Raw genomic sequence first — 13,534 nt, 5'->3', positions numbered from 1 at the left:
GATGCAGTCCCGGCGCCCGACCGAATCGGTGCGCCCGCTCTCTTCTCGATGAGGATGTCGAACCATGTATGCCATTACCGGTATCACCGGGCAGGTCGGCGGCGCGCTCGCCCGAACGCTGCTCGCCTCCGGCCAAACCGTACGCGCGGTCGCGCGCGCCGCACACCGCGCCGCACCGTGGACCGAGCGCGGTTGCGAGGTCGCGGTTGCCGACATGACCGACGCCGCCGCGCTGACGGCGGCCTTCGCGAACACGGACGGCGTCTTCGTCCTGCTGCCGCCGTGCTTCGATCCGTCTCCGAGGTTCCCCGAAACGCGCGCCGTCATCGATGCCGTCGGCACGGCGTTGCGGGCCGCGCGTCCGCGCAAGGTCGTCTGCCTGTCGACGATCGGCGCGCAGGCGACACCGGTGAATCTGCTGACGCAGTTGACGATGATCGAGCAGGCATTCGCCGATTTGCCGTTGCCCGTCGCGTTCCTGCGTCCCGCGTGGTTCCTCGAGAATGCCGCCTGGGACGTCGCGACCGCCCGGGACACCGGTGTCGTCCACAGTTTTCTCCAGCCGCTCGACAAACCGGTGCCGATGGTGGCGACCGACGACGTCGGCCGGACCGCGGCCGCACTGCTGCAGGACGAATGGACCGGCACACGCGTCGTCGAGCTCGAAGGGCCTCGCCGCGTCAGCCCGAACGACCTCGCGGCCGCATTTGCCCGCGTGCTCGGGCGCCCGGTGCACGCCGAAGCCGTGCCGCGCGACACATGGGCGGCGCTGTTCGATGCGCAGCACATGCGTTACCCCGAACCTCGCATGCGCATGCTCGACGGCTTCAACGAGGGCTGGATCGATTTCGAGTCGGCGCGCGCGGATGTCGTTCGAGGCGAAATCGACGCCGACGCCGTGCTGCGCCGGCTCGTCGCCCGCGCCGGCGAAGCGTAAACGGAGCGCCGGCGGGCGCGGCGGCCTTGCCGCGCCCGCCGTCAGTTACGCCTCGCCCGCATGCGCCCGCGCGCGCACCTCGGCAAACGTCGTATCGACGAGCAGCCGCCCCGTATCGAACACGGTCTCGAGCGCGTCGTCCCACTCGCCTTCCAGCATGCGGTCGTCCCACGCGACGGGCAGCGTCACGGTCCGATACTCGCCAGTGCGCCGATTGCGCAGCAGCGTGAGCCGCCCCTGCTTCGAACGCTTGCCCTGGTCGGTGACCGGATCCTTGCGAACGTCGTGCCACACGCCGCCGCGCCGGACCGCCGAGCACTTCATCGCGAAACGCTGCGTATCGCGGTTCACCTGCTGCAACAGCGCGCCGCCCATGCCGAACACGACGTTGCCGGCCGCGTAGCCCGCGTCGTCGAGCGCCGTCAGGATCGCTTCGATCGACGCCTCGTCGACACCGTCGCCCTGAATCACGCGCACGCGATTCAGCACGCGACGCCCCTTGCCGTTTACGGTCGAACCGAACGACGCGTCGAGCGCGCGCACGGTCTGCAGCACGATCGTCACGGGATCGCCCGAATCCGGCCGCACGACGAGCGTCGCCCCCGAATCGATCACGGCCTGCCGCAGTTCGCCGCCCCACAGATCGAGCGCGGCGAACAGATCGTAGGAATCCGACACGACCGACACGATTGCACCGGGCAACCCGAAGCGGCGGATCATGTTGCGATACGCATCGGCCTCGCCGTCACGGCCCCACGACGTGATCGTGCTGTGCTCGGCGGCCGGCACCGAGTACGCGGCCATCGGCTCGCGATAGAAGCGGTTCGCGGCCAGCACGCCGAGCACCGTGTCCGAGCCCATGAAGTTCACGAGGTGCGCGGCGCCGCCGATCGCGGCCGATTCCGCGCTCGATACACCGCGCGCGCCGAAGTCGTGCAGCTTGAACGGCAGTTGCGCGAGATCGTCGTCGGTCTTTTCGAGGAAGCGGCGAATCGTCTGCCGCAGGTGCCAGCTGCGCGTCGCGACCGTCACCGGATACCAGATGCGCAGCAGCATCGTCTCGAGATAGGACGCAAGCCAGAACACCCGCGGATCGTCGCATTCGACGGTCATCAGCACGTTGTGCACCGGCACCACCGCGCCCTCGGGCACCGCGCGGATCTTCACCGGCAGGTAGCCGTCGTAGCGTTCGACGATGTAACGCCACCCGGCTTCGTTGAACGGCTCGCCGTGTACCGCGAAGAAATCGCGTGCGTCGTCGATCATCGCGGGCGTGACCGGCTTGCACAGATATTCCTTCAGCAGCATCTGCAGGCCGAAGAACACCGTGCGGTCGTATCGGCCGCCGCGCGATTCGACGTACGAGAACATCGCCGACGCATCGGGCGGATACTGCAGGAAGTGGGAAGCCTTGTAGGAATCCGTATTGAGAATCGGATTGGCGAGAACCGCGGCAAAGCCGCCGGGATCGTTTTGCATGGCTAGAGCTCCTCTAGGCCGTTGAAGTGCCGCCGCGTCTGTCGCGGCGGACGGAATGCGGGGAATCAGCGGATCACAGCTTCCCCAGGAAGTGGTACGCGATGTCGAAGTGATCCTCGAACATCACGTTGCGCATCTGCGCGAACTCGTTGAGCGGCACCCAGCGCGCCTTGTCGGCGTCGTCGCTGCCTTTCACGCGCGGCAGCTCGCCGGTCGGGAAGTTGAACAGGCATGCGTGCGTGATCGTGCGGCCGCGCAGCGAGCGCGTCGGATGATCGAATACCTGGCGATCCTTGATCGAGCCGCGCAGCACGGGCTCGGGCAGCTTGAGGCCGGTTTCCTCGCGCAGCTCGCGGATGCAGGCCGCGTCGAGCCGCTCGTCCTGGTTCACGAACCCGCCCGGCAGCGCCCACAGGCCGCGCCCCGGCTCGCTGCGGCGACGCACCAGCAGGATGTGGCCCGAGTGCACGACCACCGCGTCGACCGTCACGAACGTGACGGGATACGGTGCGGCCGCCCACGCCTTGCGATACGCGGCGATGAATTCGGCTTCCGACTTCAGCTGCGCGAATTCCGGCTGCGTGCGAAAGCGCTCGAGCCAGCCGAACACGGGTTCCGGCACGGCCCACTGCACGAAGCTGTTGGTGCGTTCGGCGAAATACTGGTCGCGGATCTCGGTGGCGGAAATGTCTTCCGTCGCATCGACGTCGACGAGCTCCCATTGCGGGAACATCCGCAGGTAATAGGACGTGGCGTCCTTCTCGTGGCCGATCAGCCCGACCTTGCGCTGCGCGACATCGCCGAGCGTGACGGCCACGGCCTCCTGCACCCAGCGCACCCAGTCGCCGTCGTTGTACGTCGAATCCTGCAGCGGCGCGATCGTCACGCGGTCGCGCTCGGACGCGTCGAGCAGCGAAGCCAGCATCTGCCGGCGCTCGTCGAACGAAAACGGATCCTTGATGGTGCGGGGCTTGTCGGTCGACCCGATCAGCACGCACACGCGCTCGGCCCGGCTCAGTGCCGACTTCAGCACGTTCAGGTGACCACGATGCGGAGGCTGGAAACGACCAATGAAAACGAGCGCGTCGAAGCGCCGGTTCTGTTGCGTACTCATGAGGCTCCCTCAAGAGATTGAAACGCTCCGGGTCTGTCCCGAAGGGTTGGAATGAATCCTAGGGGAAATCCCGAGGTGCGTCAATCACACGCAGTCGAGCGCATGCTCGACTTGACGAAGTATGACGAAACGCAGGTTATTGGCGGGGTACACTCGATTGCATCCCAATCCACGCCTTCGCGCCCGCCATCATGAGGATCTCAGTCAGCCGGACCGTCGGCGTCGATCGCAGGCGCCTCTTCACGTGGTCGCAGGATTATGCGCGGCGGCTCGTGTGGGACAGCTTCCTCACCGACGCCTACCTGCTCGACGGGACCACGGCCAACGTGGGCGTCGACGCATTCTGCCGCAGCCAGTCGGGCGCGACGATGGTGTCGCGCTACATCTCGTACCGTCCGCCGCAGGTCGCCGCCGTCGAAATGGTCGAAGGGCCGAAGGTGCTCGAACGCTTCAGCGGCAGCTGGAACTTCACCGAACACACGCCGGGGTCGACCGAGGTGAAGTTCACGTACAACTTCCGCGCGCAGCCGTCCTGGCTGCGCTGGCTGCTCGAACCGCTGATCGGTGCGTTCTATCTCGTGCAGACGCGCCGGCGTCTCGATTCGTTCAAGCGCTGGGCCGAAGCCGAAGCCCTGCCGCACTGACCGCGGGAGCCGCGCACGCGCCCTGTCACGGTATCGACACGAACACGATCCGGGGAGCCCGATAGCCCGAACCGCGTGCGGCAACGTCACATGACGGCTGCGTGACAGCCGTCGGCCCACCTGATGAGGAGATGATCGTGTTCGGCATTTGCGTTGTTCTCACGCCGGCCGCGACCCTGTACAGCGTGTCGACGTTCCGGTTCGACCGCTAGCGCGTCACGAACGCTTCGGTGCCCGATTCGCGGCGCAACGTCACTTCCATTCCGGTCAGCCATCCTGACGATTTCAGGATCGGGCGCGCGATCGCGTACAGGCGGTCGGCGCTGGCGCCATGGAAATACAGGTAACCGTCGTTGCCGTCGCGATGGAGCTCGGTCTCGCCGAGTTCACCGGCCCCCGCCCGCCTCACCGCGCGATCGAGCCGTTGCTCGAGCCGGTGAAGGCGCGCGTCGTCCCTCGCGTCGTAGTCGAAGTGGATCATCACGACCGGCCCGGGCGGTTTTGGCGGCGACTGTGCGGCAACGTTGCCAACGAAGCAGGCCAGGCCGATCGATGCGGTCATTCCGGTTCTTTTGAGCATGTCGATAACGGTTGGGCAACGCCCTTTCAGGTCAACGCCCCGCCACGCGCCACCTGCTGACGGACCTGCGCGTGCGTGCCGAGCGCCGCGGCGATCGCGTCGACGGCTTCGGCCGCGCGCGCCGCGCCGCACATGAACGCGTCGACGGCCGCGAAGCGATGCTCGGGCCACGTATGGATCGTGATGTGCGATTCGGCGAGCAGCACGACCCCCGTCACGCCGTGCGCGCCGCCGAAGTGATGGAAATGCGCGCCGATCACGCGCGCGCCGGCCCGTTGCGCGGCGTCGGTGAGGATCGCTTCGAGCCGTGCCGCGTCGCGCAGCAACGCCGCGTCGGCGCCGGCCAGGTCGGCCAGCACGTGCGAGCCGAGCGTCGCGCGTGGCGGCTCGATTCCGTCGCGCGCGGTCATTTGTGCGACCCGTACGACGAGTAGCCGCTGCGGGCCGACGAACTGCCCCAGCCGCTGCCGCCCGACCCGCTGCCGCCGATCGATGCGCAGCTGAACAGCGTGACGACGATCAGGCCGTAGATGCCGTAGAGGATGTACCGGATCACGACTTGCCCCCGTCCGACGCAAAACCCTTCCACAGCCATTCCGGCAGCCACAGCACCAGCAGGCCGATCAGCACGTAGACGGTACGGCCGCTGAACGCGAACAGCGATCCCATGTTGAAGATCACGAGCAATGCGCTGAACACCCACGGCAGCGGCGCGAAACTGTGCGGACCCTTTCCGCCGAACAGGCCCGTCGATGCGGCCGCGCCTGAAGCGGCCGCCGCCGTCGCCAGCGCCGGCGTGCCGAAACGTTCGGCAAGCGCGCTGCCCGACAGCGGCCGTGCGCGCGACCAGACGATTTCCGTGTCGCTGCGCTCGCGCGTCAGCTTGTCCTTCTGCCAGCCATAGTCGACGATCGACGTGCGATCGCCCACCTGCACGCGCCAGTTGAACGCACCGACCACGTAGACGACCTCCGAGTCGTATGCCTCGCGCAGCCGGTAGGTCTTGCCGCCGTCGATCACGTCGGACTCGCCGCCGATCGTCGGCCATTGGTCAAGCACCTGCACGCGCTCCCAGCGCCCTTCGCTCTGCACGAGCCACAGGAAGCCTCGCTTCGGGTTCAGCAGCAGGTATTCGTCCCAGGTCTCGGCGTCGCCCGGCACGCGGCACCGCATCATGCCGATCACCGTGTACTTCACGCCGTCGAACGTGCCGATCGCGCCGAGTTCCAGCGCGCCCTTCACCGCATCGAGCTTGCGCTGCGCGGCGAACACGGTCTGCTGCTCGGCCGTGCATTGCACGCCCGTGTGGCAACTGCCGCACACGACGTAGTCGGCCACGTTCGGCAGATACGTCAGCGGCGCGCCGCAGCTCGGGCACGCGAACGGCACCATCTCCGCGCCGCGCTTCTCGCGCGTGTCGTGTTCGGTATCGCGCAGCCCGGTGAATGCGAGCGCATCGAATTCCAGCGCTTCGCCCGTATAGACGGCCGGACTGCCGCCGTTCGAATCGGCGTCGGAATAGTCGTAGGTCGCGAATGCATTGCCGGTCCGCAGGTCGACGACGCGCGCCTCCCAGCCGGCGTCGACGCGAAACGGCAATTCGCCGTCGCCGCCCGTGCAACGCGCGGTACGCACGTCGGACACGAGATACGCCCGGCCGCCGTGGTCGATCCGCATGCCCGGCTCGAGCGTGCCGAACGCGGGCCACGCGCCGCCGGATGCATCGTCGGGCTCGCGCACCGTGACCGCGTACTGGCCCGACGCATCCGACAGCCAGCCGAACGCGCCGTCGTCGAACACGACGTACCACTCGCTCCACGCGCCGGCGTCGTAGGTCATCTGGATGCGGCCGAGCACCGTGAACGCACGCTTGCCGTAGCGCCCGGCCGTACCGATCTGGATCGGCGACGCATCGTCGATCACGGTAGCCAGCTCGCCGATCCGCTCGACGTCGGCGCCGCGCTTGAGCAGCGTGCTGCGGCAGAACGCGCAGACGGCCATCACGGCCGCCGCCGAGCGAAACTCGACCGGCGCGCCGCACTGGGGGCACGAGGTACTGAACATGCGCGAGGCTTACCGGGTGAGCTTCGCGAGGATCTCGGCCTTCGCGCGCGAATATTCGTCTTCGGTCACGAGGCCCTTGTCGAACAGCGCCTTCAGCTGCTCGAGCCGCTGCACGTAGTCGGTACCCTCTGCCGGCGCGGCGGCGGGCGCGGGCGGTGCGGGCGGCGCCGGTTGCGCGGCGCCCGCGATCTGGCCGGCCATCGCCTGCCCGATCGCCGCGCCGGCGGCCAGGCCCGCACCGACCCCGGCGATGCCGCCCGGGTTCTGCGCGGCGAGCGGAATCGCCTGCGCCGTCTGGTATTGCGTGGCGCGTGCGAGATCGCCGGCCATCCCCGCGCCGATCCGCAGGTCGAGCGCCTTCTGCAGCTCGGCCGGCAGCGACACGCTTTCCACCGCGAACGCGTCGAGCGCGAGCCCGTAGCGCGTGAACACCGGCACCAGCGCCTCGGCCACGCGCTGCGACAGCAGCGACTGGTTCGCGGCCATGTCGACGAACGGCACGTCGGCCGAGCCGAACGTCGTGCTCATCGCGGTGACGACCAGGTTGCGCAACTGCTGCTCGAGATCGTCGACCGTGTACTGCGCACGCGTGCCGCTCACCTCGCGGTGGAACGCGGCCGCGTCGACGATCCGGTACGAGTAGATCCCGAACGCACGCAGTTGCACGAAGCCGAACTCGCGATCGCGGATCGTCACCGGCTGCGCGGTGCCCCAGCGACGGCCGAGCTGCAAGCGCGTGCTGAAGAAGTAGACATCGGACTTGAAAGGCGATTGAAAGAACTTGTCCCAGTTCTTCAGGTACGTCAGCACCGGCAGCGTGTTCGTTTCCAGCGTGTACAACCCCGGCTGGAACACGTCGGCCACCTTGCCTTCGTTGACGAAGATCGCGACCTGCGTTTCGCGCACGGTCAGCTTGCCGCCGTACTGGATCTCCTGGTCTTCCATCGGGTAGCGCCAGGCCAGCACGCCGTCGGTGTCTTCCGTCCATTGCAGGACGTCGATGAACTGCTTACGGATGAATGAACCCAGACTCATGTCGGTCTCCTCGGACGCGTGGCGCGTCAGGTCAGGCAGGCGGCATTGATGATGCCGACGACGAGCGACGCGGTGCCCATCAGGCCGCCCATCGCGATGTTGCGATCCTCGATTGCATGATTCATGCCGGGCATCAGGCGCGTCAGCGCCGCATAGGTGATCAGTTGCACGATCATCGCGCCGACGGCCCAGACCACGACTTCGCCAAGCGTCGAGTTGTGCGCGATGCTGGATGCGAGCGTCAGGCAAAAACCGATCAGCGCGCCGCCGAACGACAGCGTCGCGGCCGCGTTGCCGTCGCGGATCAGCGCCAGTTCGTCGAACGGGGTGACCTTCAGGTACACTGCCGCGAACACAAGAAGCAGCACGAACGCCGACAGTAAATGAACCGCATAGAGATAGGCACTATTCATTCTTTCCCTCGGATTTTGTGCTCGGTTCGCCGCCCCGTCGCCGGCCGGCCCGCGCGGGGCCAGCGGTCAAAATTCCGCGCCAGTATATCCACATTGCCGATCGCTGCACAACGGACGCGCCATGCTGCATAAGCGCGCGCTCGTCCTGTCGATTCTCGTGCTCGCGTCGTGCGGGCTCGGCTACGAACTGATCAGCAGCGCGCTGTCGAGCTACCTGCTCGGCGATTCGATCCTGCAGTTCTCGTCGGTGATCGGCTGCTACCTGTTCGCGATGGGGATCGGCTCGTGGCTCGCGAAGTTCGTCGAGGACGACGACGTGCTCGACCGCTTCGTCGATATCGAGCTGCTCGTCGGCCTGCTCGGCGGCGTGTCGGCCGCGCTGCTGTTCGCGGTATTCGCGTGGCTCGCCGCGCCGTTCCGCGCGGCGCTCTACGCGCTCGTGCTCGCGCTCGGCCTGCTGATCGGGATGGAGATCCCGCTCGTGATGCGTGCGTTCCAGCAGCGGCGCCAGGCGTTCCGACATACCGTCAGCGAAGTGCTGACCTTCGACTACCTCGGCTCGCTCGCCGTGTCGCTGATCTTCCCGCTCGTGCTCGCGCCGCGCCTCGGCCTGCTGCGCACGAGCTTCCTGTTCGGCCTCCTGAACGCATGCGTCGCGCTGTGGACGACACACCTGTTCCGCGACGAGATCCGCAACGTGCGCGGCAAGCTGATGCGCGCGTCGCTCGTGATCGGGCTGCTCGTCGCCGGCTTCGCCCTGTCGGACCGCATCACGCACTGGGCCGAGCACGGCGTGTACGGCGACGAGACGATCTATTCGGAAACGACGCCGTACCAGCGCATCGTGCTCACGCAGTGGCACGACGACCTGCGGCTGTACCTGAACGGCAACCTGCAGTTCTCGTCGCGCGACGAGCATCGCTATCACGAAGCGCTGATCCATCCGGCGATCGAGGCGCTGCCGTGGGCGAAGCGCGTGCTCGTGCTTGGCGGCGGCGACGGGCTCGCCGTGCGCGAACTGCTCAAGCATCGCAACCTCGAACAGATCACGCTCGTCGATCTCGACCCCGCGATGACGAAACTGTTCTCGACGTCCGCGCCGCTCGTCAGGCTGAACCAGGGCTCGCTGAAGGATCCGCGCGTGCGTGTGATCAACGACGATGCGGTACGCTGGCTCGAATCGAACGCCGACGTGTACGACGCGATCGTCGTCGACTTTCCCGATCCGACCAACTTCGGGCTCGGCCGCCTGTATTCGGTGCCGGTGTTCCGCCTGCTTGCGCGCCACCTGTCGGAGAACGGCTATGCGGTGATCCAGTCGACGTCGCCGTACTTCGCGCCGCACGCGTACTGGACCATCATCGCGACCCTGCACGAAGCCGGGCTCAACACGTGGCCGTACCACTGCTACGTGCCGTCGTTCGGCGACTGGGGCTTCGTGATCGCCGGCAAGCGCCGCGACTTCACGGTGCCGACGCGTTACTCGGTGCCGACCCGCTGGCTCGATGCGCAGACGGCCGCCGAGATGTTCCACTTCCCGGCCGACATGCCGGCGCTGCCGATGTCGCCGAACGAACTCAACGACCAGCCGCTCGTGCGCCGCTTCGACGACGACTGGAAACACGTGCTGCGCTGATGGACCGCCGCACGTTCCTCGTTGCGTCGGCGGCCGCGTCGCTCGCCGCATGCGGCCGCACCGGCTGGATCGAGACGACGCCGCGCGTCGGCTACCCCGGCATGCGCGAAGGCCACGCGTTGCGCGATCATGCCGCGCTGCCGCCGCCGTCGGGCACGATCGACACGGATGTCGCGATCCTCGGCGCCGGCGCGGCCGGATTGTCGTGCGCATGGCAGCTCGCCCGCGCGGGCCACAAGCGCTTCACGGTGCTCGCGGGGCCCGAATTCGGCGGCAATGCGGCCGGCGGGCGCTTCGGCGAACTCGGCTACCCCAAAGGCGCGCACTACCTGCCGTTGCCGTCGCTCGAATCCACGCACCTGCGCGACATGCTCGCCGATCTCGGCGTGATCGAATCCGCGCCGTTCTCCGCCCGCCCGGTGTACGACGAACGCGCGCTCGTCCATGCGCCGGACGAGCGGCTCTTCATCGCCGGCCAGTGGCAGGACGGCATCGTGCCGACCGCCGGCCTCGACCCCGACGCGCTCGCGCAGCAGGCGAAGTTCTTCGCGTACACGGACGGCCTGCGCACCGCGCGCGGCGCCGACGGCCGCAAGGTGTTCTGCATCCCGCTCGCGGAATCGTCGCGCGACCCGCGCTGGCGCGCGCTCGACCGGCGTTCGTTCCGCCAGTGGCTGCTCGACGAGGGCTACACCGCGAAGGCGCTGCACTGGTACCTGAACTACTGCTGTCGCGACGACTACGGCGCGGGCTACGAGCATGTATCGGCGTGGGCCGGCCTCCACTATTTCTCGTCGCGCGGCGGCCATGCGGGCGATGCGGGCGACGGCGCGGTGCTGACCTGGCCCGACGGGCTGCACACGATGGTGACGAAGCTGGGCGATTCGATCACCGCACGCACCGGCTCGAACGCGTGGTCGCGGGAAGGGTTCGCGGTGCGCGCGACCGAGCGCGCGGGCGGCGTCGACGTACTGTGCGCGCGCCTCGGCGAGGACGGCACGCTGTCGACGTTCACGCTGAAAGCGCGGCGCGTCGTCTGCGCGATGCCGCTGTTCGTCGCCGCGCGCGTGTTTCCACAGCTTGCCGCCTATGGCTTCGAACCCGCGCGCGACCTGCCGCCGCGCGCGCCTTGGCTCGTGTCCAACTTCCTGCTCGACGGCATGCCGGCCGAAGAAGCCGGCGTGCCGCTCGCGTGGGACAACGTCGTCTACGACGGCGCGGGGCTCGGCTATGTCGTGTCGACCCACCAGCTGATCCGGATGTCGCCGCCGACGCGCTCGGTGTTCTCCGCCTATCAGGCGTTGAGTTCGCAAACGCCCGACGACACGCGCCGCTGGCTTGCCGAGGCCAAGCCTGATGCGTTGCGCGAACAGGCCGCGATCGACCTGCAGGCCGTCTACGGACGCGAACTCTGGAAGCATGCGACGGCACTGGAAATCACCGTGCGCGGCCATGCGATGGCGATACCCGACGTCGGCTTCCTGAGCCGGCCGGGCCTGCTTGCGCTGCGCGACGCCGACGGCCCCGTCGTGTTCGCGCATGCCGACCTGTCCGGGCTGTCGCTGTTCGAGGAAGCGTCGTACTGGGGCATGCTCGCGGCCCGGCGCATGCTCGCCTGACCACCGCCGTTCGTCATTGCGGCGCCGCCGCCAAACGCTATAATCGCGCGACATTCCGACTGCATCGAGCAGGCCGACGGTGCCGCACCGTGCGACGCACCGTATGCCCTCCGCGACAACAACAATGACGAACCGAATCCATCGACGCCTTCGCCCGTTCGTGCGCGCCGCCGCGCGCGTGCTCGCGTGCGTCCCTCTGCTCGGCGCGCCGCCCGCGCTGCATGCGGCCGGCACCGCAGGCACCCCCGGCACCGAGGCGGCCTCCGGGCGCTACATCGTCGTCGACACCGGCCATACGCCCGCGCACCCCGGCTCCACCGGTGCGAGCGGCCGCGTCGAATACCTGTACAACCTCGACCTGTCCGGCGCGGTCGCCGACAGGCTCGCCGCGCACGGCGACCGCGTGCTGCGCACGTCGGCCGACGGCCGCGAGATCAAGCTCGATCAACGCTCGACGCAGGCGCCGGATGCGAACCTGTTCGTGTCGATCCATCACGACTCGATGCAGCAGCAGTTCATCGACGCGGGCCGGCAGCGCGAATTCCGCGGCTTCTCGGTGTTCGTGTCGGAACGCAATCCGCGCTACGCGGAAAGCCTGCGTTGCGCGAAGGCGATCGCCGAACGCCTGGTCGCGGCCGGCGAACGGCCGTCGCTGTATCACGCGCAGCCGATCCGCGGCGAAAACCGCCCGCTGATCGACCCGTCACTCGGCATCCACCGCTTCGACGATCTCGTCGTGCTGCGCACCGCGCCGATTCCGGCCGTGCTCGTCGAAGCCGGCGTGATCGTCAATCCGGACGAAGAGGCACGGCTCGCGCGGCGCGAGACGATCCAGCGCCTGTCCGCCGCGATCGCGGGCGGGATCGACGCGTGCACGACGCCGCAATAAACGATGAACGCCCATCGGGCCCAACGGTTTTCACCCAGTCAGGAGCATCACGATGAAAAAGAAGACGCTGTTCGCATCCTGCGCGCTGCTCGCGCTCGCCGTTCCGTTCGCCGCACAGGCGGCTGGCTGCGGGAAGCCGCGCAGCGCGTTCGACCAGGTGTACTGCACCAGCACGCAGTTCTCGCAATCCGATCGCGATCTCAACGACGAGTACGGTCGCCTGCGCAAGCAATTGAGCGGCGACCAGCAGGCCGCGCTGAAGGCCGGCCAGCTCGCGTGGCTGAAGCAGCGCGATGCGCAGTGCAGCGAGACGCGCAACAACAGCTACCTCGTGGACATCCAGTGCGCGAACGACATGACGCAGTCGCGGCTGTCGTTCCTGCGCGAGCGTGAGCGCGAATGCTCGAGCACGGGGTGCGTGACGTCGAAGCTCGGCGAGTAAGCTCGTCGGACGCGGTGTGCCGCCGTGCAGGTCGCGGCACGCCGCCTTCGAAAGACACGACGATGCGGCATGAATTCTCCGAAGTCCTCAACGACCTGATCGACTGTTTCCTCGTCGGCGATCTTCTGCTGCTGAAGCGCTACAAGGAAACACATCGGCTGCCGGACGACGTCGCGTTCGCGTTCACGACCGGCGACAGCGGCGACAACGCCGTGCTCGAAGGCGTCGTCATTCCGCTGGCCGGTATCGAGAACCATCCGTATACGGTCATCTTCACGCTGGATGACGACACGCCCGAACTGCTGAAGGCCGGAAGCCGTCTGCAGCATCGGCGCGGCGGATACGTGCTGCGCGTCGAACACCGTTCGGTGATGCTTTACACGTGGCGCATTCTCGAACGCTTCAACGACGAATCGGTGAACGCGCTGCTGGCGCGTTATCGCGAACCGGGCCGGCCCGTGATCGACCTCGACAACGGCTGGTACGACGTCGAAGTCCTCGGTGGCGAAGTGCCGCGCAACGGCTGGTTCGAACCCGCGTTCGAGTTCGTGCTGAAGAAAACCGACACGCCGAGCGACGCGTCACACGTGGATCTCGGCTACAGTTTCGCCATCGACAGCAGCCTGGATCCGGCGGAATGAATTCCGCGCAGGGCAACGCTGCGCACGGCACACGATCAGGC

At 67.7% G+C, this 13,534-nt stretch carries 15 protein-coding genes; 7 read left to right on the top strand and 8 right to left on the bottom strand.

Translation table 11 applies throughout. The features are described from left to right. Nucleotides 1-64 precede the first annotated feature (64 nt). Nucleotides 65-937, top strand: coding sequence for an NAD(P)H-binding protein (locus G3N62_RS16835; RefSeq protein ID WP_124670272.1), 873 nt, complete (start codon nucleotides 65-67; stop codon nucleotides 935-937). Nucleotides 938-982: 45 nt separating this feature from the next. On the opposite strand, the gene G3N62_RS16830 is transcribed toward G3N62_RS16835, so the two are convergent. Together G3N62_RS16830 and G3N62_RS16825 are read right to left on the bottom strand one after the other, a co-directional pair. Then, complete coding sequence (locus tag G3N62_RS16830; protein WP_124670271.1) at nucleotides 983-2,416, bottom strand: nicotinate phosphoribosyltransferase; 1,434 nt, start codon at nucleotides 2,414-2,416, stop codon at nucleotides 983-985. A gap of 73 nt (nucleotides 2,417-2,489) precedes the next feature. Further along, the gene (locus G3N62_RS16825; protein ID WP_034189376.1) at nucleotides 2,490-3,530 is read right to left on the bottom strand and encodes a bifunctional nicotinamide-nucleotide adenylyltransferase/Nudix hydroxylase; all 1,041 of its coding nucleotides are present in this window, start codon (nucleotides 3,528-3,530) and stop codon (nucleotides 2,490-2,492) included. 191 nt (nucleotides 3,531-3,721) lie between these two features. Between G3N62_RS16825 and G3N62_RS16820 the strand changes: the two genes are divergently transcribed. After that, nucleotides 3,722-4,174, top strand: coding sequence for an SRPBCC family protein (locus G3N62_RS16820; protein WP_034189375.1), 453 nt, complete (start codon nucleotides 3,722-3,724; stop codon nucleotides 4,172-4,174). Nucleotides 4,175-4,382: 208 nt separating this feature from the next. Here the strand turns inward: G3N62_RS16820 and G3N62_RS16815 are convergent, their stop codons facing one another. From G3N62_RS16815 to G3N62_RS16790, 6 genes are read right to left on the bottom strand one after another with little or no spacing between them, the layout of a single operon-like run. Then, nucleotides 4,383-4,736 (bottom strand): hypothetical protein, encoded by a 354-nt coding sequence (locus G3N62_RS16815; protein WP_241013122.1) that lies wholly within the window; start codon nucleotides 4,734-4,736, stop codon nucleotides 4,383-4,385. Between the two features lie 44 nt (nucleotides 4,737-4,780). Next, on the bottom strand, nucleotides 4,781-5,164 hold the full coding sequence (gene speD, locus G3N62_RS16810) for an adenosylmethionine decarboxylase (RefSeq protein WP_049035595.1): 384 nt from the start codon (nucleotides 5,162-5,164) through the stop codon (nucleotides 4,781-4,783). Beyond that, nucleotides 5,161-5,310, bottom strand: coding sequence for a hypothetical protein (locus G3N62_RS16805; protein WP_155291822.1), 150 nt, complete (start codon nucleotides 5,308-5,310; stop codon nucleotides 5,161-5,163). The genes speD and G3N62_RS16805 overlap by 4 nt, the downstream gene beginning before the upstream one ends. Continuing rightward, nucleotides 5,307-6,818 carry a DUF4178 domain-containing protein gene (locus tag G3N62_RS16800; RefSeq protein WP_124670269.1) on the bottom strand — a complete coding sequence of 504 codons (1,512 nt, stop codon included), beginning with the start codon at nucleotides 6,816-6,818 and terminating at the stop codon, nucleotides 5,307-5,309. The genes G3N62_RS16805 and G3N62_RS16800 overlap by 4 nt, the downstream gene beginning before the upstream one ends. 9 nt (nucleotides 6,819-6,827) lie before the next feature. Further along, the gene (locus G3N62_RS16795) at nucleotides 6,828-7,853 is read right to left on the bottom strand and encodes an SPFH domain-containing protein (RefSeq protein WP_069706815.1); all 1,026 of its coding nucleotides are present in this window, start codon (nucleotides 7,851-7,853) and stop codon (nucleotides 6,828-6,830) included. 26 nt (nucleotides 7,854-7,879) lie between these two features. After that, nucleotides 7,880-8,266 carry a DUF350 domain-containing protein gene (locus G3N62_RS16790; RefSeq protein ID WP_034189370.1) on the bottom strand — a complete coding sequence of 129 codons (387 nt, stop codon included), beginning with the start codon at nucleotides 8,264-8,266 and terminating at the stop codon, nucleotides 7,880-7,882. Between the two features lie 121 nt (nucleotides 8,267-8,387). Between G3N62_RS16790 and G3N62_RS16785 the strand changes: the two genes are divergently transcribed. From G3N62_RS16785 to G3N62_RS16765, 5 genes are all read left to right on the top strand, one after another. Next, nucleotides 8,388-9,902: a polyamine aminopropyltransferase gene (locus G3N62_RS16785; protein ID WP_049033466.1), complete on the top strand. Its 1,515-nt coding sequence runs from the start codon at nucleotides 8,388-8,390 to the stop codon at nucleotides 9,900-9,902. Beyond that, nucleotides 9,902-11,521, top strand: coding sequence for an NAD(P)/FAD-dependent oxidoreductase (locus G3N62_RS16780; RefSeq protein WP_124670268.1), 1,620 nt, complete (start codon nucleotides 9,902-9,904; stop codon nucleotides 11,519-11,521). Before G3N62_RS16785 ends, G3N62_RS16780 begins: the two co-directional genes overlap by 1 nt. A gap of 124 nt (nucleotides 11,522-11,645) precedes the next feature. Next, the gene (locus tag G3N62_RS16775; RefSeq protein ID WP_124670267.1) at nucleotides 11,646-12,410 is read left to right on the top strand and encodes an N-acetylmuramoyl-L-alanine amidase; all 765 of its coding nucleotides are present in this window, start codon (nucleotides 11,646-11,648) and stop codon (nucleotides 12,408-12,410) included. 52 nt (nucleotides 12,411-12,462) lie between these two features. Continuing rightward, nucleotides 12,463-12,852 (top strand): lysozyme inhibitor LprI family protein, encoded by a 390-nt coding sequence (locus G3N62_RS16770; protein WP_034189366.1) that lies wholly within the window; start codon nucleotides 12,463-12,465, stop codon nucleotides 12,850-12,852. A 62-nt stretch (nucleotides 12,853-12,914) separates the two neighbouring features. After that, on the top strand, nucleotides 12,915-13,493 hold the full coding sequence (locus tag G3N62_RS16765) for a hypothetical protein (protein ID WP_034189517.1): 579 nt from the start codon (nucleotides 12,915-12,917) through the stop codon (nucleotides 13,491-13,493). Nucleotides 13,494-13,534: the final 41 nt, after the last annotated feature.

This window comes from Burkholderia sp. Tr-20355 (assembly GCF_017104685.1).
In the GTDB taxonomy this organism is placed as follows: Bacteria; Pseudomonadota; Gammaproteobacteria; order Burkholderiales; family Burkholderiaceae; genus Burkholderia; species Burkholderia seminalis.
The sequence above is the reverse complement of the archived record's forward strand: the minus strand, read 5'-3'. Positions and strand labels throughout refer to the sequence as shown.